General features: G+C 70.1%; 17 protein-coding genes. 5 read left to right on the top strand and 12 right to left on the bottom strand.

The features are described from left to right. Positions 1–18 precede the first annotated feature (18 nt). The 3 genes from AB6807_RS38030 to AB6807_RS38020 form a co-directional block, all read right to left on the bottom strand. Positions 19–1,419 carry a cytochrome c gene (locus tag AB6807_RS38030; protein WP_371088629.1) on the bottom strand — a complete coding sequence of 467 codons (1,401 nt, stop codon included), beginning with the start codon at positions 1,417–1,419 and terminating at the stop codon, positions 19–21. A gap of 112 nt (positions 1,420–1,531) precedes the next feature. Further along, positions 1,532–3,184: a GMC family oxidoreductase gene (locus tag AB6807_RS38025; protein WP_371088628.1), complete on the bottom strand. Its 1,653-nt coding sequence runs from the start codon at positions 3,182–3,184 to the stop codon at positions 1,532–1,534. A gap of 58 nt (positions 3,185–3,242) precedes the next feature. Beyond that, positions 3,243–3,959, bottom strand: coding sequence for a sugar dehydrogenase complex small subunit (locus AB6807_RS38020; RefSeq protein WP_371088627.1), 717 nt, complete (start codon positions 3,957–3,959; stop codon positions 3,243–3,245). A gap of 195 nt (positions 3,960–4,154) precedes the next feature. On the opposite strand from AB6807_RS38020, the gene AB6807_RS38015 reads away from it, so the two are divergent. Then, positions 4,155–5,372, top strand: a complete 1,218-nt coding sequence (locus tag AB6807_RS38015; protein WP_286516128.1) for an acyl-CoA dehydrogenase family protein — start codon at positions 4,155–4,157, stop codon at positions 5,370–5,372. 51 nt (positions 5,373–5,423) lie between these two features. Here the strand turns inward: AB6807_RS38015 and AB6807_RS38010 are convergent, their stop codons facing one another. The 5 genes from AB6807_RS38010 to AB6807_RS37990 form a co-directional block, all read right to left on the bottom strand. Beyond that, positions 5,424–6,680, bottom strand: coding sequence for a Zn-dependent hydrolase (locus AB6807_RS38010; protein ID WP_371088626.1), 1,257 nt, complete (start codon positions 6,678–6,680; stop codon positions 5,424–5,426). 52 nt (positions 6,681–6,732) lie between these two features. Continuing rightward, entirely contained in the window at positions 6,733–8,187 is a 1,455-nt protein-coding gene (gene hydA, locus AB6807_RS38005) for a dihydropyrimidinase (protein ID WP_371088625.1), read from the bottom strand. 27 nt (positions 8,188–8,214) lie between these two features. Further along, the gene (locus tag AB6807_RS38000) at positions 8,215–9,723 is read right to left on the bottom strand and encodes an NCS1 family nucleobase:cation symporter-1 (protein WP_116909210.1); all 1,509 of its coding nucleotides are present in this window, start codon (positions 9,721–9,723) and stop codon (positions 8,215–8,217) included. A 71-nt stretch (positions 9,724–9,794) separates the two neighbouring features. Continuing rightward, positions 9,795–11,093 (bottom strand): NAD-dependent dihydropyrimidine dehydrogenase subunit PreA, encoded by a 1,299-nt coding sequence (gene preA, locus AB6807_RS37995; RefSeq protein WP_116909209.1) that lies wholly within the window; start codon positions 11,091–11,093, stop codon positions 9,795–9,797. 78 nt (positions 11,094–11,171) lie between these two features. Continuing rightward, entirely contained in the window at positions 11,172–12,560 is a 1,389-nt protein-coding gene (locus AB6807_RS37990; protein ID WP_371088624.1) for an NAD(P)-dependent oxidoreductase, read from the bottom strand. 272 nt (positions 12,561–12,832) lie between these two features. Here AB6807_RS37990 and AB6807_RS37985 point away from each other — a divergent pair, with 272 nt between their 5' ends. Both AB6807_RS37985 and AB6807_RS37980 read left to right on the top strand, forming a co-directional pair. After that, positions 12,833–14,329 carry a PLP-dependent aminotransferase family protein gene (locus AB6807_RS37985; protein ID WP_371088623.1) on the top strand — a complete coding sequence of 499 codons (1,497 nt, stop codon included), beginning with the start codon at positions 12,833–12,835 and terminating at the stop codon, positions 14,327–14,329. Continuing rightward, positions 14,326–14,988, top strand: coding sequence for a TetR family transcriptional regulator C-terminal domain-containing protein (locus tag AB6807_RS37980; RefSeq protein WP_371088622.1), 663 nt, complete (start codon positions 14,326–14,328; stop codon positions 14,986–14,988). The genes AB6807_RS37985 and AB6807_RS37980 overlap by 4 nt, the downstream gene beginning before the upstream one ends. A 32-nt stretch (positions 14,989–15,020) precedes the next feature. Here the strand turns inward: AB6807_RS37980 and AB6807_RS37975 are convergent, their stop codons facing one another. Then, positions 15,021–15,737 carry a response regulator gene (locus AB6807_RS37975; RefSeq protein ID WP_371088621.1) on the bottom strand — a complete coding sequence of 239 codons (717 nt, stop codon included), beginning with the start codon at positions 15,735–15,737 and terminating at the stop codon, positions 15,021–15,023. Further along, complete coding sequence (locus AB6807_RS37970; RefSeq protein ID WP_371088620.1) at positions 15,734–17,371, bottom strand: ATP-binding protein; 1,638 nt, start codon at positions 17,369–17,371, stop codon at positions 15,734–15,736. Before AB6807_RS37970 ends, AB6807_RS37975 begins: the two co-directional genes overlap by 4 nt. A 236-nt stretch (positions 17,372–17,607) precedes the next feature. Here AB6807_RS37970 and AB6807_RS37965 point away from each other — a divergent pair, with 236 nt between their 5' ends. Both AB6807_RS37965 and AB6807_RS37960 read left to right on the top strand, forming a co-directional pair. After that, positions 17,608–17,760: a hypothetical protein gene (locus AB6807_RS37965; RefSeq protein WP_165840311.1), complete on the top strand. Its 153-nt coding sequence runs from the start codon at positions 17,608–17,610 to the stop codon at positions 17,758–17,760. Beyond that, the gene (locus AB6807_RS37960) at positions 17,757–18,659 is read left to right on the top strand and encodes an intradiol ring-cleavage dioxygenase (protein ID WP_371088619.1); all 903 of its coding nucleotides are present in this window, start codon (positions 17,757–17,759) and stop codon (positions 18,657–18,659) included. Before AB6807_RS37965 ends, AB6807_RS37960 begins: the two co-directional genes overlap by 4 nt. A gap of 24 nt (positions 18,660–18,683) precedes the next feature. On the opposite strand, the gene AB6807_RS37955 is transcribed toward AB6807_RS37960, so the two are convergent. Together AB6807_RS37955 and bamA are read right to left on the bottom strand one after the other, a co-directional pair. Next, positions 18,684–19,457: a winged helix-turn-helix domain-containing protein gene (locus AB6807_RS37955; RefSeq protein WP_371088618.1), complete on the bottom strand. Its 774-nt coding sequence runs from the start codon at positions 19,455–19,457 to the stop codon at positions 18,684–18,686. A 17-nt stretch (positions 19,458–19,474) separates the two neighbouring features. Then, the gene (gene bamA / locus AB6807_RS37950; protein WP_371088617.1) at positions 19,475–21,877 is read right to left on the bottom strand and encodes an outer membrane protein assembly factor BamA; all 2,403 of its coding nucleotides are present in this window, start codon (positions 21,875–21,877) and stop codon (positions 19,475–19,477) included. Positions 21,878–21,966 lie beyond the last annotated feature (89 nt).

The raw sequence follows: 21,966 nt of genomic DNA, 5'->3' as shown, positions 1-21,966 counted from the left end.
GGCCGGGCGGCGCGCGCGTCAGGCCGCCAGCCGCGCGCGACGCCGCCGCGCCGCCCAGGCCCACGCCAGCCACGCGAGCAGCAACACGCCCACCCCCATCGCCGGCAGGATGTACGGCTGCACCTGCGCCAGCAGCGGCCTCGGCCCGCCGGCGCGCGCCAATGCCACGTCCGCCACGCTCACGCGCGCGCCGGCGTTGCCGTAGCGCCCGAGCACGTAGTTGGAGATGTCGGCAATCTGCGTGTCGGTCAGCGGGTCGACATAAGACAGCGCGTCGAAGCGCGGCATCAGCACGTGCGTGTCGCCCACCTGCCGGTCCACCCCGTAGAGGATGGCCGCCACCAGGTTCGCCGGGTTCGACAGCCCCGTGGCCGTGTTGTGGAACAGGCTGGGGTACGCCTGGTTGCGGCTGCCCGCGCCGTTCGACTGGTGGCAGCTCGCGCAGTAGCCGTTGTAGAGCTGCTCGCCGCTCGTGAGCCGCGCCACGCTGTTGAACGGCTGGCTGCCGCGCAGCGTGGCCTCGGTGCTCGATGCCGCGCCCCAGGCGTGCGCCGGTTTTTCGTCGCCGCCCGCCTTGGCAGGCGCATCGCGGATCGGCGGCGTGCCCTTCAGGTACACCGCCATCGCGCGCAGGTCGGCCTCGGGCAGGTGCTGCAGGCTGTTCTGCACGGCTTCGGCCATGCCGCCCGCGGCCTGGGCCTTGCCCTCGACGCGGCCGGTGCGCAGGTACTGCACCAGTTCCTGTTCGCTCCAGGCGCCGATGCCGCTCACCGGGTCCGACGTGATGTTGGGCGCATACCAGGGCCCGACCGCGCCGCCCGCCAGCGCCTGGCCGCCGCGCTCGGCCATCAGCGCGTTGCGCGGCGTGTGGCAGGCGCTGCAGTGGCCCAGCGCCCCGGCCAGGTAGGCGCCGCGGTTCCACTCGGCGCTTTTCGTGACGTCGGGCACGAAGCGCTGGTTGTCCAGGAACAGCAGGTTCCAGATCGCCATCGACCAGCGCTGGCTGAAGGGGAAGGGCAGCGTCGTCTTTTCCGCGTCGGCATCGACCGGCGCCACGCCGTGCATGAAGTACGCGTACAGCGCGCCCGTGTCCTCGTCGCTCAGTTGCGTGTACGAGGTGTAGGGCATGGCCGGGTACAGGTGGCTGCCGTCGCGGCGCACGCCCTGGCGCAGCGCGCGCGCGAACTCGGCCTCGGTGTACTCACCGATGCCGGCCACCTTCGAGGGCGTGATGTTGGTCGCATAGATGCTGCCCAGCGGCGACTCGATGGCGTAGCCGCCCGCGAAGGGCTTGCCGCCGCCCGGCAGGCCCAGCGAGGCGGGCGCGGTGTGGCAGGCCATGCAGTCGGCCGCGATGGCGAGCTGGCGGCCTTTTTCGACGAGTGCCGCCGGCGGCGGGTCTTGCGCTGGTTGCGCCATGGCGCCTTGCCCGACGGCTGCGCCGAGCACCAGAAAAGCAGCCGCACAAATACGCAGGGCGCTTATGTGTTCACGCAAGGCGTTCATGTGTTCACGCGGGGCTTTCATGCGCTCAGCCCTTCGCCAGCGCGCGGCCGATCGCGTCGGCCGACTTCAGCCCCAGCGCCGCCATGGTGAGCGTGCTGTTGACCACGCTGGCCGAGGGAATGGGCCCGCCGCCGGGCAGCCACAGGTTGTCGTGGTCGTGCGCGCGGCAGTCGCCGTCGACCACCGAGTCCTTTCGGTCGGCGCCCATGATGGTGCCGCCCATGATGTGGTTGTTGGCGTTCAGCGCCGTCGTGATGTTGAACTCCGTCGCGCCGAACAGGCTGCCGATGTGCTCCAGCTGCTTGTGCGCCGCCGCCGCGCCCTTGCGCACGTAGTCGCCCACGTCGTAGTGGATCTCGGGGCAGGCCAGGCCCAGCGGGTCCTTGCGCGTGGCGCTCAGCGTGAGCCGGTTGTTCGGGTCGGGCAGCGGCTCCAGGCTGATCGACAGATCCACGCCGAAAGCCGCGCGGCGTCGAATCTCCTCGTCCAGCGCCTTGCCCACCAGCCCCAGCTTCAGCGCCTGCTGCGTGGCCGGTCCCACGCGCGTGATGTTGTTCAGGATCATCTTGTTCGACGAGTACTCGCTGCGGAACGCACCGTCGCGCGGGCCCACCAGGCAACTGCTCTGCGCCGGCCCGCGGCCGATCCACAGCGGCTCGTTGGCTAGGAAGGTGCAGTGAAAGCCCGAGTGGTCCATCATGTTGCGCCCCACCTGGTCGGAGCTGTTGGCAATGCCCTTCGGGTTGCGGTCGTTCGCGGCCAGCAGCAGCAGGCGCGGCGTTTCCAGGCTGTTGCAGGCAATGACGAACTGGCGGCCGGTGGCCTTGTGCGATTTCCGGTCCTTGTCGTACCAGTGCACGGCGGTGATGCGGTTGTTCGCGTCGGTGTCGATGCGGTAGGCCACCGCCTCGGGCAGCAGCGTGGTGCCCTTGGCCTCCGCGGTCTGCACGTGATGGATGCCGTTGTACATGGCACCGATGGGGCAGATCGGCTGGCAGTTGTTGTTGCCGCAGCAGGTCGGCCGCCCGTTCCAGGGACGCGTGCTGCGGCCCTGCGGAATCGGCACCGAGCGGTAGCCGTGCGCGTTCACCACCTCGGCGAAGCGCTTGTCGCCGTAGCTCCAGGGCACCATGTCCATCGGGTAGGGCTTGCTGCGTTCCGAGGGCGACTGCTGCGCCGGGTCGTTCGGCCCGGCCACGCCCATCTGTTCCTCGGCGCGGCAGTAGAAGGGCTCCAGCTCGTCGTAGCCGATGGGCCAGTCGCGGCCCACGCCGTAGGTCGACTTCATGCGCAGGTCCACCGGCAGGTGGCGCCAGCTCGACGCGGCCCAGTGCCAGGTGGTGCCGCCCACCACGCGCAGGTAGCCCTGCTGGAAGCCCTTGCCGTCGGGCCCCGAGAGGCCGACGTAGTCGTTGGGCGGAAAGTACAGCGGCGCGGGCGCCAGCGGCGACTGCGGGAACAGCCCCTGGAAGTCGGAGCCCACGCGGTTGGCGAAGGGCATGTTGCGCCAGTTCTCCACCGCCTGCGCGCGCTGGATGCGCGGGCCGGCCTCGAGCATGAGCACGGCGTGGCCCTGGCCCGCGAGCTGGTCGGCGATCATCGCGCCGACCACGCCGGAGCCGACGACGACCACGTCGGCCGTCGCGTTGCCATCTGAATCGAATGCTGCTTTCTTCATCGGGAAGTGTGGGTGTGTTGTGTGTGCCGTTGAAGGAAGGTGAAAGAGAAGAACGTGCCTACTGGCTGCGCATCACCGGCGGGGGCGTGGGCGAGCGGTGCGCCGCCTCTTGTGCCGCCTCTTGCGGCGTGCGCACGCCGACCTCGGGCGGCGCCGCCGTCCACCACATCGGGCCTTCGTTGCAGTAGGTGGGCACCGTGAGCGCGTCGGCCACGGGGCGGTACATCAGCGCCTGCTCGTAGGCGACCACGGTGGTCTTCTGCCCTGCGACGACGGTGCCCGTGTACCAGGCCGTGACCACGGCCAGCGCCGCCTCGCGCAGGCCGGCGCTGGTGGCCGCGCCCAGCAGCGCGTCGGGCGCGATGCCGGGCTGCACCAGGCCCGCGAGCGAGGCGGCCTGCTGCGCGAAGGCGGCGTCGCCCTGCAGCATCGCCTCGCGGATGCGCGCCGCCGTGGTGGGGTCGATGTCGTCGTGGCCGGTGATGGCCTTGGAGAACGCGAGGAAGCGTGCGATGGCTTCGCCGTCGACGGTGCCGGTGGTCGCGGCCGTTGCAGCGGTTGCAGCCGCTGCAGCCGCTGGTGCCGCAGGTGCCGTTTGCGCACCGCCCGTGCCCGGCCAGCCGAACAGCGCCGCCTGCGCGGCCACCGCCGCGGCGGCCAGCACGGCCTCGCGCCGCGTGAGCGATCCGGTGGAGGCGGGTGTGTCGGTGGGGGAAGCTGAAGCGCGTTGCTTCAGGGGAAGGTGGTCGTGGGTGTCGTGGGTGTCGTCGGACATGGGTTTCCTCCTGTGCGCTTCCCTGCTTGCAACCCGGCAGTGTGAGGCCGCGTGCGTACCCGAGCACGAGGGTGCGGGATTGGGCGGCGCTGTCCTACGCGGGACTACGCAGGCCGCATGTGTCGCGCGAACGACCGACGCGCGGCGCAGCGCCACGTATCGTCACCGCACACTGAACGAAGAAGGACGAGACACATGCATTTCGAATTCACGCCCAAGGTGATCGCGCTGCGCGACGAGCTGCTGAAGTTCATGGACGAGTACGTCTACCCGAACGAAAAGCGCCGCGAGGAAGAGCTGGCCGCCAACGCCCGCGCCGGCCGCCCCTACGCCGAGCTGCCGATGATGGCCGGCCTGAAGGCCAAGGCGCGCGAGCGCGGCCTGTGGAACCTGTTCCTGCCCGAGGCGGAGCACGGCCCCGGCCTCACCAACGTCGAGTACGCGCCGCTGTGCGAGATCATGGGCCGGCGCTACTGGTGCGCCGAGATCTTCAACTGCTCCGCGCCCGACACCGGCAACATGGAAGTGCTTGCGCGCTACGGCACCAAGGCGCAGCAGGCGCGCTGGCTCACGCCGCTGCTGGCCGGCGAAATCCGCTCGTCGTTCGCCATGACCGAGCCCGAGGTGGCCTCCAGCGACGCCACCAACATCCGCTGCAGCATCCGCCGCGAGGGTGACGAGTACGTGATCAACGGGCGCAAGTGGTACATCACCGGCGCCATGCACGAGCGCTGCGAAATCTTCGTGCTCATGGGCAAGACCGACCCCGACAACGCCGACCGCCACAAGCAGCAGTCGATGGTGCTGGTGCCGAAGAACACGCCCGGCGTGACCATCGTGCGCGACATGCAGCTGCTGGGCATGTACGACCCGCCCTTCGGCCACCCCGAGATCGTGTTCGACAACGTGCGCGTGCCGGTGGAAAACATCCTGCTGGGCGAGGGCCGCGGCTTCGAAATTGCGCAGGGCCGCCTCGGCCCCGGCCGCATCCACCACTGCATGCGCGCCATCGGCATGGCCGAGTCGGCGCTGGAAATGATGTGCCAGCGGCTGGTGTCGCGCACCGCCTTCCACAAGCCGCTGTCGGAGCAGGGCGTGTGGCGCGAGCGCATTGCCGAGTCGCGCATGCTCATCGAGCAGTCGCGCTGGATGGTGCTCAACGCCGCCTACCGCATGGACACCGTAGGCAACAAGGTCGCCGCGAAGGAGATCGCGATGATCAAGGTGCTCACGCCCAACAACTGCGTGAAGGTGATCGACTGGGCCATGCAGGCCTTCGGCGCCATGGGCCTGAGCCAGGACACGCTGCTCACGCACTTCTACGCCTACGAGCGCCACCTGCGCGTGGCCGACGGCCCCGACGAGGTGCACCGCAACGCCATCGCCAAGCAGGAGCTGGCGGCGTACCGGTAGGCACTCTCCGGGGGGCTCGGGCCTCTCGGGCCTTTTCAGGGCCGGGCTGCCTCAGCCCACCCGCTTCGCGCGTTCGAGCATCGCGTGCAGCAGCACGTTGCAGCCGGCCGTGAGGTGATCGGGCTGCGCGTCTTCTATCTCGTTGTGGCTGATGCCGTCCTTGCACGGCACGAAGATCATGCCGGCCGGCGCGAGCCGCGCCGCATAGATCGCGTCGTGGCCCGCGCCCGACACCACGTCCATGGTCGAGTAGCCGAGCCGCTCGGTGGCGCGGCGCACCGCGTCCACGCAGTCGGGGTGGAACGGGCAGGGCGGTATGTACGACACCCGTTCGATGCTCACGCCCAGCCCCGTTTCGCGCCGCGTGCGCTCGATGAAGGCCAGCATCTCGGCGTGCATGCGGTCGAGCAGCTCGTCGTTCACGTTGCGCAGGTCGATGGAGAACTTCACCTGCCCCGGGATCACGTTGCGGCTGTTCGGGTGCACCTGCACCATGCCGACCGTGCCGCGCCCGTAGGGCGGGTGGCTGTGCGCGATGGCCACCACCTCCTGCATGATGCGCGTGGCCACCTGCAGCGCGTCGCGGCGCAGGTGCATGGGCGTGGGGCCCGCGTGCGCCTCCATGCCGGTCACCACGCAGTCGTACCACGAGAGCCCCAGCACCGCCGGCACCACGCCGATGACCTTGCCCGCGTCTTCCAGCACCGGCCCCTGCTCGATGTGCGCCTCGAAGTACGCGCCGATGGGGTGGTCCCCCGGCGTCTGCGTGCCCACGTAGCCGATGCGCGCCAACTCGTCGCGCACCGTCTTGCCTTCGGTGTCGGTCGCGGCATAGGCGTGCTCCAGGCTGAAGGCGCCGCAGAACACGCCCGAGCCCATCATCACCGGCACGAAGCGCGAGCCTTCCTCGTTGGTCCAGAAGGCGACTTCGATGGGCGCCTCGGTGCGAATGCCCTGGTCGTTCAGCGTGCGCACCACCTCCAGCGCGGCCAGCACGCCGTAGTTGCCGTCGAACTTGCCGCCGGTGGGCTGGGTGTCGATGTGGCTGCCCGACACCACGGGCGGCAGCGCCGGGTTCGTGCCTTCGCGGCGCATGAAGACGTTGCCGATCTTGTCGACCGTGATCGACAGGCCCGCCTCCTTGCCCCACGCCACCACCAGGTCGCGGCCCTGCTTGTCGAGGTCGGTGAGCGCCAGGCGCTTCACGCCGCCCTTGGGCGTGGCGCCGATGCGCGCGAGTTCCATCAGCGCGCTCCACAGGCGCTCGCCGTTGATGGCGAGCGCCTGCGTGTCCATGACTGCATTCATCTGTAGCTCCTTCGTTCGTGGCATTGCGGGGTCAGGCATCAGGCATCAGGCGTCATGCGTTCGCGGCGTCGCGCGCCACGGCGCTGGGCGCGTGCTGCTGCCGCTGGCGTTCCATCGCGGTGAACATGGGCGCGAAGGCCGGGCGCTTCAGGTAGCGGCCGGTGCCGGGCTCGGCGCGCAGGTCGCCGTCGCGGTACACCCAGCGGCCGGCGCTCACGGTGTGCCTTGGCACGCCGGTGACCTGCCGGCCTTCGAAGATGTTGAAGTCGCTCTTCGAGTGCTGCGTTTTCACCGACAGGGTGCGGGTGGCCTTCGGGTCCCACACCACCAGGTCGGCATCGGCGCCGGCCTGCACCACGCCCTTGCGCGGGTACAGGTTGAAGAGCTGCGCCGCGTTGGTCGAGGTGACGCGCACGAACTCCGAGGGCGTGAGCCGCCCGGTGTTCACGCCCGCGTCCCACAGCACGGCCATGCGCTCTTCCACGCCGCCGCAGCCGTTGGGAATCTTCGTGAAGTCGTCGCGGCCCATGGCCTTCTGCCCGGCGCAGAAGGTGCAGTGGTCGGTGGCGGTGGTCTGCAGGTTGCCGCCCTGCAGGCCGCGCCACAGCATGGCCTGGTTCTCGCGCGAGCGAAAGGGCGGGCTCATCACGTGGGCGGCGGCGCGCGCGAAGTCGGGGTCGCGGTAGGCGCTCTCGTCCACCACCAGGTGGCCGGCCAGCACCTCGCCGTACACGCGCTGGCCGCGCGCGCGGGCCCGGGTGATGGCCTCCAGCGCCTCGCCGCACGACACGTGCACCACGTAGATGGGCACGCCCAGCACCTCCGCGATGGCGATGGCGCGGTTGGCCGCCTCGGCCTCCACCATCGGCGGGCGCGACAGCGGATGCCCCTCGGGCCCGCGAATGCCCTGGGCCAGCAGCTGCTGCTGCAGCATGGCCACCAGCTCGCCGTTTTCCGCATGCACGGTGGGCATGGCGCCCAGCTCCAGCGAGCGCTGGAAGCTCTTCACCAGGATCTCGTCGTCGGCCATGATCGCGTTCTTGTAGGCCATGAAGTGCTTGAAGCTGTTCACGCCGTGCTCGTGCACCAGCGTGCCCATGTCGCGGTGCACGCTGTCGTTCCACCAGGTCACGGCCACGTGAAAGCTGTAGTCGCCGGCCGACTTCTCGGCCCAGCCGCGCCACATGCGAAAGGCGTCCATCAGCGGCTGCTGCGGGTCGGGAATCACGAAGTCGATGATGCTGGTGGTGCCGCCCGCCAGGCCCGCCGCGGTGCCGCTGAAGAAGTCGTCGGCCGCCACCGTGCCCATGAAGGGCAGCTGCATGTGGGTGTGCGGATCGATGCCGCCGGGCACCACGTAGGCGCCGCCCGCGTCGATCACCTGCGCGCCGGCTGGCGCCTGCAGGTCGAGGCCGACCTGCACGATGGCGTCGCCCTCGCAGAGCACGTCGGCCCGGTGTTCGGCATCGGCGTTGACCACCGTGCCACCGCGAATGAGTACGGTCATGGCGTGAGTTCCTTTTTTCGGTTGGGTTCAGCTGGGGTTCTTCAACGGCGCGGCCAGGCCCTGGTGCCGCGGCGCGCGCGCCTTCATCAGCCCCAGGTACACCACGGCCGACAGCACCACGCCCACGAACCATGCGTAGGTGTAGATGGTCTTGAAGAGCTCCGGCGTGGAGGGCACGGCCTGCGGAAAGGCCGCGTTCAGGAAGCCCGGAATGTTGGGCAGCACGCCCACCACGAAGGCCGCCACCGCGGCCATGTTCCAGCCGTTGCGGTAGCTGTAGGGGCCGCTGCCGCGGTACAGCGCGTCGACGTCGAGCTCCTTGCGGCGCACGAAGTAGTAGTCTGCAATCAGGATGCCCGCCACCGGCCCCAGCAGCGCCGAGTAGCCGATGAGCCAGGTGAAGATGTAGCCCTGCGTGGTTTCCAGCACCTTCCACGGCATCATCACGATGGCGATGCCGGCGGTGATGTAGCCGCCCTTGCGGTACGAGATCTTCTCGGGGTTGAGCGCCGAGAAGTCGTAGGCCGGCCCCACCAGGTTGGCGGCCAGGTTCACGCTCACCGTGTCGATCAGCAGGATGAGCAGCGCGATCAGCACGGCCGCGCCGGTCATGCGGCTGGCCAGGTCCACCGGGTCCCACAGCGCCTTTCCATAGATGACCACCGTGGCCGAGGTGACCATCACCGCCATCATCGCGAGCAGGCCCATGGGCGCGGGCAGGCCGATGACCTGGCCCACCACCTGGTCGCGCTGCGAACGCGAGAAGCGCGTGAAGTCCGGGATGTTCAGCGCCAGCGTGGCCCAGAAGCCCACCATGGCCGTGAGCGAAGGCCAGAAAACCGCCCAGAAGAGCCCCGCCTTCTTGCCTCCGGGCTCGAACTGCGAGGGCTGCTCGAAGATGGGGCCCAGGCCGCCCGCGCGCTGCACCGCCCAGTAGAGCAGCGCCACGCACACCAGGATCTTCAGCGGCGCGGTGTAGGTCTCGAGCCGGCGGATCGACTCGATGCCGTGCACCACGAAGTACAGCTGGATCGCCCAGAAGATCAGGAAGCACACCAGCTGCGCGCCGTTGATGCCCAGCACCGGCAGCTTGTCGCCGCCCAGCGGCTGGCCCATGAGCACGCCGACCAGCGTGTAGATCATCTCGCCGCCGAACCAGGTCTGGATGCCGTACCAGCCGCAGGCCACGATGGCGCGCAGCAAGGCGGGCAGCCGCGCGCCGCGCGTGCCGAAGGAGGCGCGCGCCATCACCGCGTACGGAATGCCGTACTTGGCGCCCGCATGGCCGATGAGCAGCATCGGCACCAGCACGATCGCGTTGCCCAGGAACACCGTGAGCACCGCCTGGCGCCACGACATGCCGCCCTCGATCAGGCTGGCCGCCAGCGTGTAGGCGGGAATGCACATCACCATGCCGACCCACAGGGCCGCGAAGTGGTACCAGCGCCACGTTCGCTGCGCCAGCGTGGTGGGGGCGAGGTCTTCGTTCCAGAGGTTGGCGGCGGGGCCGCCGCCGGGCTGCGATGGGTTCGTCATGTGGGTTGTCTCCTGCGTGGGCTGTGTTGTTGTTCCCCTCCTGCCGCGGGCCTGGTCTGCGCCGGGCTGGATCAAGCTCTCATCGGGTTGTTCGGGTGCGTGGTCCAGTTGGCGTACTGGCCGAGCACCGGGTGGCCGGTGCGCGCGTCCATCTCGCCGGGCTTCAGCGTGCGCATCGACAGCGCACCGGGCACCGGGCAGATGGACACGCACAGGTTGCAGCCCACGCACTCTTCCTCCTTCACCTCGAAGTAGCGCATGCCGTCCTTCGTGGCGCTGATGGCCTGGTGCGAGGTGTCTTCGCACACCACGTGGCAGCGCCCGCACTGTATGCAGGCGTCCTGGTGGATCACGGCCTTGTCGACGTGGTTGAGGTTGAGCTGCTTCCAGTCGGTGATGCTGCCGATGGCGCGGCCCTGCAGCTGCGCGAGGCTGGCGTAGCCCTTCTGGTCCATGAAGTTGGAGAGGCCGTCGCACAGGTCCTGCACGATCTTGAAGCCGTACACCATGGCGGCCGTGCACACCTGCACCGAGCCGCTGCCCAGCGCGATGAACTCCGCCGCGTCGCGCCAGGTCGAGACGCCGCCGATGCCTGAGATGGGCAGGCCCGCCGTCGACGGGTCGCGCGCGATCTCGGCCACCATGTGCAGCGCGATCGGCTTGGCGCCGGGGCCGCAGTAGCCGCCGTGCGAGCCCATGCCGCCGGTGTTGGGGAACATGGCCATGGCGTCCAGGTCCACGCCCATGATGGAGTTGATGGTGTTGATGAGGCTCACCGCGTCGGCGCCGCCCTTTTTCGCGGCGCGCGCGGCGGGGCGGATGTCGGCCACGTTGGGCGTGAGCTTCACGATGAGCGGCAGCTTCGAGTAGTGCTTGCACCACTCGGCCACCATCTGGATGTACTCGGGCACCTGGCCCACGGCCGCGCCCATGCCGCGCTCGCTCATGCCGTGCGGGCAGCCGAAGTTCAGCTCCAGGCCGTCGCAGCCGGTGTCTTCCACCATCGGCAGGATGTTCTTCCACGACGCCTCGGTGCACGGCACCATCACCGACGCGACCAGCGCGCGGTCGGGCCAGTTGCGCTTCACGCGCGTCATCTCCTCGAGGTTGGTGCGCAGCGGGCGGTCGGAAATCAGCTCGATGTTGTTGAAGCCCGTCACGCGGCGGTCGGCGGCGTACGACACCGCATAGCGCGGGCCGTGCACATTGACCACGTTCGGGTCTTCGCCCACGGTCTTCCACACCACGCCGCCCCAGCCGGCCTCGAAGGCGCGCACCACGTTGACCTCCTTGTCGGTCGGTGGCGCGGAGGCGAGCCAGAAGGGGTTGGGGCTGCGGATGCCCACGAAATCGGTGCTCAGGTCTGCCATGTGAATTGCTCCTGTCGCGACGGTGCGCGAACGGATGGGATGGAGTGAAGAGAAGAGAGGGAAGGCGTCGCCGGCGCTTCAAGCGGCCCGCAGGTGCTGCACGTCCCGCAGGTGCCGGTCGATGGACAGCGCGGCCTGCTTGCCGTCTTCCACCGCCTCCACCGTCAGGTCGCGCCCGCCGAAGCGCGCGTCGCCGCCGGCCCACACCTTGGGCCGCGAGCTGCGGCATTCGGCGTCGGTGCTGATGCGCCCGCCCTGCAGCTGCACGCCGCCGTCTTCCAGCACCGTGGCCACGAAGCTCTGGCCGATGGCGCACAGCACCATGTCGGCCTGCAGCGCCAGGCTTTCACCCGTTTCGACCAGCCGGCCGTCGGCCAGCGCGGTGCGCGCGAAGTCGATGCCGCGCAGCACGCCGCCCTTGGCGCGCAGGGCCTTGGGCGCGGCCCAGTGCACGATGCGCACGCCGTTCTCCTTGGCCCAGCTCTGCTCGTCGGGCGAGGCGCCCATGCTCTGCTCGCCGCGCCGGTACACGATGCTCACGTCTTCCGCGCCGAGCTTGCGCGACTGCACCGCGGCATCGACCGCCGTCATGCCGCCGCCGATCACCACCACGTGGCGGCCGATGGCCACGTCGGCCGGCGACGCGGCCTGGCGCAGCTCGGCGATGAAGTCGACCGCGTCGCGCACGCCGGCCTGCTCGCCCAGCCCCAGCGTGTTCACGCCGGCCAGGCCCAGCCCGAGAAACACCGCGTCGTAGCCGGCGGCGAGCGCGTCCAGGTGCAGCTCGCGGCCCAGCGCCTGGTTGTTGCGCACCTCGATGCCGCCGACCGACAGCAGCCACTCGATCTCGCGCTGCGCGAAGCCGTCCACCGTCTTGTAGCTGGCGAGCCCGTACTCGTTCAGGCCGCCGAGCTTGGGGCGTGCGTCGAACAGCGTCACCTGGTGGCCCAGCACCGCGAGCCGGTGCGCGCAGGCCAGGCCGGCCGGGCCCGCGCCGACCACGGCCACGCGCTTGCCGGTGTCGGCGCCGCGCACGAACAGCGGGGCGCCGGGCGCGTCGAAGAAGGCGTCGGTCGCGTGGCGCTGCAGCAGGCCGATTTCCACCGGCTTGCTCTCGTTGGTGTTGCGCACGCAGGCCTGCTCGCACAGCACCTCGGTCGGGCAGACGCGCGCGCACATGCCGCCCAGCGGGTTCTCCTCGAGGATGGTGCGCGCCGCGCCACGCAGGTTGCCGTCGGCGATGCGGCGGATGAAGGTGGGAATGTCGATGCCCGTGGGGCAGGCCGTCTGGCAGGGCGCGTCGTAGCAGTAGTAGCAGCGCTCGGCCTCGATGTTGGCCTGCACCACGTTCAGCGGTGGGTGGGCGTCGCAGAAGTTCTTCGCGTACTGGGCGGGGTCCAGGCGACCGGCGCGCACATCGGAGGCGATGTGCGCGGTGGGCGCGACGGGGTTCATCGTGCTGCTCATGGGCGTTCAGGCTCCAGGATCGTGGTGGGGAATCTGTGTTCGACACGGGGGAGCGAGCCCTCGTGAAGTTTGACCAAGTGGTCGAATGTCGCGATGATTCAGCAAACGAAGGGTGCCGCCCATACACAGTTGGCGCGGCGCGCAAGAAAGTGTTTGCCGCCGATTCGCTGGCTGTCCGGTGCACCGGGCAGCACGCATCCTTCGGGCAAACCCTGTCTTTCGCCGGCCCGCGACCATCGACGCGCCTGTCGAGTTCGAAGGAGACAAACGCAATGCAGAGTTCGAGCAACCCCACGCTCAATCCCGTGGCGCTCAACCCCCTGGCGCGCGACCTCGTGCAGCCTCCTGCGGCCCTGTCCGGCGCGGGCTGGATGCAGGGCCTCATGGGCGACATGAACCAGGCCGCCCCCGGCCTGGGCCTGGCGCAACGCCTGGTGGAGGGCGTGGAACTCCGCGTGACCGACGGGCGTCTCGCGCCCGGCACCAAGATGCCCTCGGTGCGCGCGCTCGCGGGCAAGCTGGGCGTCAGCACCTTCACCGTCACCGAGTCGTACAGCGCCTTGCGCGCGCGCTCGGTGCTGGGCTCGCGACCGGGCAGCGGCTACTACGTGCTGCACCGCCCCGCGCGCCTGGGCGACACCGCCGGCTTGCCCGAGGCGGTGCCGCGCATCGCCGATGCTTCGGCCGGCCACGACCGCCCGCCGCCCGCCGAGTACCGCGGCGACGACCTGGTGCGCGAGGCCCTGCGCCGCGTGGCGCGCGCCGCGCCCGACTGGGAAGGCGGCGTGCGCCCCAGCTTCGGCCTGCCGCGCCTGCGCGAGCTGATCGCGGCGCGCCACCGCGCCGAGCTGCCTTCGCTGCTGCCGCAGCAGGTGATGACGGCCGCCGGCAGCCTGGGCGCCGCCATGTGCCTGCTGCAGGCTTGGACCGAGCCCGGCGACGCCGTGCTGCTCGAGTCGCCCGCCTCGCGCCAGCTGCGCAACCTGGTGCTCACGCTGGGCCGGCGCATTCTCGAAGTGCCGCGGCGCGGCGCCTGCCTGGACATCGCCGCGCTCGACCTGCTCGCGCCGCGGCTGCCGGGCGACGGGCGCCGGCGCCTGCTGCTCGTGTCGACCGCCGTGTCCAACCCGCTGGGCGTGTCCATGAGCGCGCAGGGCGCGCACCAGGCCCTGCAGGCGGCCGAGCGGCACGACCTGCGCGTGATCGAGCTCGACACCTGGCGCGGGCTGTCGCCGGTGCAGGCGCCGAGCCTGGCCGCCATGGACGGGCTGCAGCGCGTGGCGCAGGTGGGCGGCGTGTCGACCACGCTGTCGGCCAAGCTGCGGCTCGCGCATGTGCTGCTGCCGCAGCGCTGGGTCGACGACCCCGCGCTGCGCTGCCTGCACACCACGCTGGGCCCCAGCGAGTTCGAAGAGCGCGTGGCCTGCGAGGTGCTGGCCGACGCGGGCTACCCGCGCTTCCTGCAGAAGCTGAACACGGCGTTGAAGATCGCGGGCGAGCGCACGCTCTCGCTGCTCACCGGCGCGGGCCTGCAGGCGCTGCACGTGCCCGACGGCGGCCCCTTCCTGTGCGCCGGCTGGCCGCCCGGCAGCGAGCCGCGCCCCGGCGCCGAGGCCGTGCTGCAGGAGGCGCGCAAGCAGGGCCTGCCGCTGGCCGCGGCGAGCGACTTCGGCGGCACGCCGCAACCCCTGGCCTGGTACCGCTTCAACGTGGCGCAGTGCGGCGACGACCGGCTGGTGCGCTTTCTCGCGCGCATGAAGAACCCATGAGCGTCCCCCGCCCCCCCGCCGTCAAGCGGCAGGCCCGCCGGCAGAACCTCGAAAGCGCCATCCTCGCCGTGGCGCAGGAGCGCTTCGCCGTGCATGGCTACGGCGGCGTGTCGGTGGACGACATCGCGGCCGACGCGGGCCTTTCCAAGCAGAGCCTGCTGTACTACTTCCCTTCGAAGAAGGCGCTGTACCGGCGGGTGTTCAACGACGTGCTCGACGCCTGGCTGTCCAACCTCGACAGCCTGGCCGCCGCCGACCTCGACCCCTACGCCGCGCTGGAGCGCTACGTGACGCAGAAGCTGCAGTTCTCCTGGGACCACCCGTCGGGCTCGCGCCTGTTCGCGCAGGAAATCATTTCGCAGGCGCCGCAGTGCGCCGAGGACATCGAGGCCAAGCTGGTGCCCGCGTTCCGCGCCGAGGCGGCCGTGCTGCACCGCTGGATGGCCAACGGCGACGTGTCGCCGCTGCCGGTGGCGCACCTGCTGTTCACGCTGTGGGCCATGACGCAGACCTACGCCGACTTCGCGTGGCAGATGCGCATGCTGCTGGGCAAGAAGACGCTGGAGCCCGAAGACTTCGAGCAGGCGCGCGAGACGGTCATGCGCATGCTCGAGGGCGCGCTGGGGCTGAAGAAGAAGCCGGCGTTGCCTGCTGAATAGACCGTGCAGGCCAGGCCAGGCTCAAGCTAGGTTCAGGCCGGCACCGGCGCCTCCCACGCGAAGCCCACGCCGTACACCGAGCGGATCCAGTCGTGCTCGGGCGCCGCGGCGCCCAGCTTGCGGCGCAGGTTCTTCACATGGCTGTCGATGGCGCGCTCGGTCACGTCCACCGTGTCGTCGTAGGCCAGCTCGAGCAGCCGGGCGCGCGAGAAAATGCGCCCCGGGTGACGCGACAGCACCTGCAGCAGCCCGAACTCGCGCCGCGTGAGGTTCAGCGGCGTGCCTTCGAGCGACGCGCGCCAGTGCACGTCGTCCAGCACCAGGCCGGGAGCGTCGCCAGCGCCGTCCGCCGCCGAACCCGGCGCGCCGGGCGAACCCGAGGCCGGCCCGGCCGTGCGCCGCAGCACCGCGCGCACCCGCGCCACCAGCTCGCGCGGCGAGAAGGGCTTGCACACGTAGTCGTCCGCGCCCAGCTCCAGCCCGAGCAGGCGGTCGACCTCCTCGATGCGCGCGGTGAGCATGATGATCGGGTGCGCCGTGTGCTCGCGCGCGCGGCGCAGCACCTCGATGCCGTCCATGCGCGGCAGCATGACGTCCAGCAGCGTGAGGTCGGGCGGCGCGGCCACGATGGCCTCCAGCGCGCTGCGCCCGTCGCTGAAATGCGTGGTCTCGTAGCCCGCGTGGCGCAGGTAGTCCTGCACCACGGAGGCGATGTCGGCTTCGTCTTCGACGATGGCAATGCGTGTCATGGCGATGCGCTCAGTGGCAGGGTAAGGGTCACGCGCAGCCCGCCCAGCGGCGAGGCCGACGCGTCGATGGTGCCGCCGTGCGCCTCCACGGTGGCGCGGCAGATCGACAGGCCCAGCCCCGAGCCGCCGTGTTCGCGGCTGCGCGAGGTCTCGCCGCGGAACAGGCGGTCGAACAGGCGCGGCAGCTCGCTCTCTGGCACGCCGGGCGCGCTGTCGTCGAACAGCAGCGTGAGGCAGTTGCCGGTCCACGCGCCTTCCACCGTCACGTCGATGCGCAGCGCGCCGCCTTCGTCGGTGTAGGCCAGCGTGTTCTCCAGCAGGTTCATGAACACCTGGTGCAGCCGGTGCGCGTCGCCGTCGATCGTGGGTTGCGAGAAGCTGTCGATGCGGTCGACGGCGGCGCGGTCGACCTGCACGCCGCGCTTGGCGAAGCGGTCGCGCGTATGGTCCAGCGCCTCTTTGAGCAGCGACAGCGGGTACACCGTGGCGGTGAGCACGTCGCTGCGCGGCTCGCGCATGCTGCTGCGCAGGTCGTCCACCAGCTGGCCGAGTCGGATCACCTGGCGGTGCAGGCGCAGCGCGGTGCGCTCGTCGAAGGTGCGCACGCCGTCCTGCAGCGCCTCTATTTCCGCGCGCATGGCCGCCAGCGGCGTGCGCAGCTCGTGCGCCGCGTCGGCCAGCCAGGCGCGGCGCGAGGCCTCCACCGTGTCCAGCCGCTGCGCCATGTCGTTGAAGGTCTTGCCCAGCAGCGCCAGCTCGTCCGAGCCCTGCACCGCCACGCGGGTGGAGAGCCGCCCGCGCGCCACGTCCTGCGCGGCCTGCGTGAGCTCGTCGATGGGCTTGAACCAGCGCCGCGCCAGCAGCCACGACAGCACCAGCGCAAAGCCCAGGCCGCACAGGCCGGTGAGCACGATCACGCCCGACTGGCGCGCGATGAAGGCGCGGTCGGCCTCGCTCTCCAGCCCCTGCAGCGGGGCCAGCGCCAGGTAGCCGACGACCGACTTGTTGTGCCGTATCGGCATGCGCGCGGCGTTGGCGAGGTCGAGGTCGGCGCCGACCACGCGCGCGCCGCCGGCGTCGAGCACGGCCAGGCGCTGGAAGATGGAGTCGTGCATGCCGCGCGGATCGGGGAACACCCAGGGCGGCGGCATGCCGGGCAGCCGGCGCGGCAGCAGGTCGAGCTGCGGGGAGGGGGGCGGTGGCGGCGGGGCGTTGACGTCGACGGCACCCGTGGTGCCTGTGGTGGAGGTGGTGCCGGTGGGGCCGCCCGGCGTTCCGTCTGCGGCATTGCCCGGCGGTGCTGCGCGCATGGCGCGGTACTCGTACCACGGCGGCAGCCGGCGCTCGTCGCCGTTGGCGGCGGCGCTGTCGAGCACGTTGGCGAAGCGGCCCATCTGCAGGCGCTGCCAGGCGTCTTCGTTGTCGCGCAGGTTCTTCCAGTCGCCGGTGGCCACGTAGTTCTTCAGCACCAGCTGCGCCAGCCAGTCCATGCGGCGGATCTCGATCTCGGCCACGTAGGAGCCCAGCCCGCGCTGCAGCGCAATGATCGACAGCCCCGCGAAGCTGATGAGCAGCACGATCAACAAGGCGGCCAGCGCCAGGAAGATCTTGCGGGAGAGGGTCAGTTGCGGCATGGGCGGGAGGCGGGCATGGCCGCATTCTGCGACATGCATGGGAGGCGGACCGGCGTGAGGTGAACAGGGCGCGAACGGCGTCGCGCAGGGGTGGAAACGGTGCGAAAACCAATGATGTCGGCCAAATGTGGAGGAAATTGGGAGAAACCGGCCGCGCCCTTGCGCGCTCCTTTTTCTTCGCCTTTTTTCCGTCTCTTCTCCATCTTTTCTCCCGGATGCGGCCGCAGCATGGGCCCATGAATCCGGAACTGAGACTGGCGCTGCTGGGTGCGATCACCGTGTTTTTCTGGCTGGTCGCCCAGGCATGGACGCTGCTCGTGCTGTGGGCCGAAGGTTGCGCCACGCGCCCGGCCCGGCCCGGCGCCACCCCCGAGGAGAAGACACCATGACCCCTTCGAACACACCCGCCCTGGGCCGCCGCGGCCTGCTGGCCGGCCTGGGCGCGGCCACGCTGGCGGCCACGGCACGCACCACAGCTGCCACCAGCGCCACTGCCGCCACCACACAGAAGCTCCCGCTGACCGCGCAGACCACCGAGGGCCCGTACTACCTCGACTTGGCGCAGGTGCGCAGCGACATCACCGAAGGCCTGGAGGGCGTGCCGCTGCAGGTGCGCTTCACCGTGTGCGACACCGCCGGGCGGCCGCTGCCCCGGCTGCGCGTGGACCTGTGGCACTGCGACATGCAGGGCCGCTACTCGGGCTTCGGCGGGCAGGGCGACGACCGCGCGGGCGCCTTCGAGGGCAAGACCTTTCTGCGCGGCAGCCAGTTCACCGACCGCGACGGCATCGCCGCCTTCGCCACCGTGTACCCGGGCTGGTACGCGGGGCGCACCACGCACATCCACATGAAGGTGCTAAACGGCGCGCGCGCCGTGCTCACCTCGCAGTTCTTCCTGCCCGATGCGCTGAGCGAGTTCCTCTACACGCAGGTTTCGCCGTACCAGCGCTCGCGGGTGCGCGACACGCTCAACAGCGTCGACGGCATCGCGCTGCGCGCCGGCGACACCGTGCTGGGCGCGGTGCGCGAAGAGCGCCAGCGCTACGTGGCCACGCTCGCGCTGGTGGTCGACCCGGCGGCGAACCCGGTGGTCGACCGGCCGCCGCAAGGCGGGCCGGGCATGTCGGGAATGTCGGGCATGTCGGGGCCGCCGGGAATGCCCCCGATGCCAGGCATGACCGGGGCGCCGGGCCCGCAGATGGGCGCAGGCTTGCGGCCCGGTCGCCCGCGCACGCTGGAAGGCGCCGCGCGCATCAAGGCCCTGGTGCCGCCGCGCCCCGCGGGCTGACACGAGCAAACGTCCGCGCCTCCATCAACCCGCCGGCCGGTCCGCGAAGCTGAAGCCCACCCCATACACCGAGCGGATCCAGTCGTGCAGCGGCGCGACGTCCGCCAGCTTCTTGCGCAGGTTCTTGATGTGCCCGTCCACCGCGCGCTCGTTCACGTCGAGCGCGTCGAAGAACGCCGCCTCCAGCAGCTTTGCGCGCGTGAACACGCGCCCCGGGTCGTTCGACAGCGCGCGCAGCAGCAGCCACTCGCGGCGCGTGAGCGCCAGCGGCCGGTCTTCCAGCCGGGCGTTGCCGCGCGTGCCCGGCGCGCTGTCGAGCTTCACCGCGGCGGAGGGCCGTCCGGCCGCCATCACCGCATCGCGCATCGCATGCCGGCGCAGCACCGTGTTCACGCGCGCCACCACCTCGCGCGGCGAGAAGGGCTTGCACACGTAGTCGTCGGCGCCCATGTCGAGCGCGCGCAGTCGGTCGTGCTCCTGCGCGCGCGCCGTCAGCATGATGATCGGGTGGTTGCTGTGCGAGCGCACCTGCTGCAGCACGTCGATGCCGTCCGAGATCGCCCGCGTGGCCACGCCCGCGGTCTTGCCCAACACGGCCGGTGCGGGCTGCTGCGCGGGCGGCAGCACGATGTCGAGCAGCGTGAGCGCCGGCGGCGCCGTCAGGATGCGCTCCAGCGCGGCCGCGCCGTCGCCGATCTGCTCCACCTCGTGGCCCGCGCCGTGCAGGTGCGCGAACAGTTCCGCGCGCAGTTGTGCGGCGCTGTCGCGCCCGTCTTCCACCAGCAGGATGCGTCCCATGGCTGCGGCCCTCCGGCTCAGAAAGAAGTGCCGATCTGGAACTGGAAGCGCTGCGTGCGGTCGGCCGCGATGTTGTTGGCCGTGTCCTCCTTCTGGTACAGCAGCGGCAGCGCGTATGCCAGGCGCAGCGGCCCCAGCGGAGAGATCCAGCTGATGCCGATGCCGGTGGAAGCGCGAATGCGGTTCTGCGCCTTCCACTGCGCGTCGGTCATGCTCGCCGTGCGGTCGGCAAACACGTTGCCCGCGTCGAGAAAGGAGTACAGCCGCAGCGTCTTGTCGTTGCCCGCGCCGGGAAAGGGCGTGCTGAACTCCATGTTGAAGATCGCCTTGCGCGTGCCGCCCAGCGAGCCCGCCGTGACCGCGTCGGTCGGGCCCAGCGAGTTCTGCTCGAACCCGCGGATCGAGCCCAGCCCGCCCGCGTAGAAGTTCTTGAAGATCGGGAACGTGCTGTTGCCCAGCGCCCGCGCGTAGCCCAGCTGCCCGTTCACGGCCAGCGTGTACTGCTTGGACAGCGGAAAGTACTGCTGGTACTGGTAGTTCGACTTCATGTAGCGCAGCTCGCTGCCCACGCCCACTTCGAGGTTGGCGCTCTGCAGCACGCCGCGCGTGGGCACCAGCGCACTGTCGCGGTCGTCGCGCGACCAGCCCAGCGTGGCCGGAATGCCCACGATGCTCGAGCTGGCGCAGCTCACGCTCGGCGCGGTGCCGGTGCACTTGAAGTAGTCCAGGTAGGCCTGCGGCGTGGCCGTGTAGACGTAAGAGCCGTCCACCAGCGCATAGGTGCCGTTGGTGCCCGGCGTGAACGAATAGCGCTCCACGCCGATGCCCAGGAACACCGTGTCCTGCTCGCCCACCGGAAAGCCGAAGCGCACCGAGCCGCCGTCGCTCGCGAGCTTGTAGTTGCCGTCGGCCTCGTAGTAGGGCCGCGTGGTGGTGTGGAACACGTTCAGCGTGCGCGAGATGCCGTCCTTGGTGAAGTAGGGGTCGGTCGCGGTCAGCGAGATGGTGCGGTTGTACGAGCTGGTGTTCACGTTCAGCCCCAGGTAGTTGCCGCTGCCGAACACGTTCTCCTGCGTGATGCCGAAGGTGAGCGACACCTTGTCGGTCGACGAGTACCCCGCGCCCAGCTGCAGCGAGCCCGTGGGCTTCTCGGTGACGCTCACCGCCAGGTCGACCTGGTCGGGCGAGCCGGGCACGTCGACCGTGTCGACGTTCACGTCGGTGAAGAAGCCCAGCCGGTCGATGCGGTCGCGCGAGGCGCGGATCTTGTTGCCGTCGTACCAGGCGCCTTCGTACTGGCGAAACTCGCGGCGGATCACTTCGTCGCGCGTCTTGGCGTTGCCGCCGATGTTGATGCGCCGCACGTACGCGCGCCGCGAGGCCTCGGCGCGCAGCACCATGGTCACGCGGTTGTTCTCGCGGTCGATCTCCGGCTCGGCCTTCACGCGCGCGAAGGCGTAGCCGAAGGTGCCGAAGTAGTCGCTGAAGGCCTTGGTGGTGGCGGCCACTTCTTCGCCGTTGTAGGGCGCGCCGGGGCGGATGGTGACCAGCGTCTTGAACTCGTCTTCGCGGCCCATGTAGTCGCCCGCGAGCTTCACGCCGGCCACGACGAACTTGTGGCCTTCGGTGATGTTGATGGTGAGGGTGAGCGTCTGGCGGTCGGGCGAAATCGCGACCTGCGAGGAGTCGATGCGAAATTCGAGATAGCCGCGCGTGATGTAGTACGAGCGCAGGGTTTCGAGGTCGCCGTTGAACTTGGTGCGCGAGTACTGGTTGGACTTGGTGTACCAGTCGAGCCAGCCGCCGGTGTCCTGGTCGAACAGGTCGAGCAGGGTGCTTTCGCTGAAGTCCTTGTTGCCGACCACGTGCACTTCCTTGATGCGCGCGGACTCGCCCTCGGTCACGGTGAAGGTCAGGTTCACGCGGTTGTTTTCCAGCGGCGTGACGGTGGTCACGACCTGGGCGTTGTAGAGGCTGCGGCTGATGTACTGCCGCTTGAGCTCTTGCTCGGCGCGGTCGGCCAGCGCCTTGTCGAAGGCCTGCCCTTCGGCCAGGCCGATCTCGCGCAGCGCCTTCTGCAGCGCGGCCTTGTCGAACTCCTTGGTGCCGACGAAGTCGACGTCGGCCACCGTGGGCCGCTCTTCGACCACTACCACCAGCACGTTGCCGTTGACGTCGATGCGCACGTCCTTGAACAGGCCCAGCTTGAACAGTTCGCGAATGGCGTTGCTGCCGCGCTCGTCGCTGTAGGTGTCGCCGGCCTTCAGGCCCATGGTGGCGAACACGGTGCCGGGCTCCACGCGCTGCAGGCCTTCGAGGCGGATGTCCCGCACGGTGAACGGATCGGTGGCCCATGCGGGAAACGCGGCCAGCGAGGCAAGCAGCACGGCGGCCGCTGCGAGGGACTTCGGTAAATGCATCGCCGCATGGTCTTCGCCAATGTCGGAGAAATTTTGGACTTCCCCGTGGCGCTCGGGGCTGTGTTTTGGCTTTACTTTTCTTTGTTCAG

Origin of the sequence: Variovorax sp. RCC_210, assembly GCF_041355175.1 — a bacterium.
Taxonomy (GTDB): Bacteria; Pseudomonadota; Gammaproteobacteria; order Burkholderiales; family Burkholderiaceae_C; genus Variovorax.
This window is presented reverse-complemented; position numbering and strand designations above follow the sequence as displayed.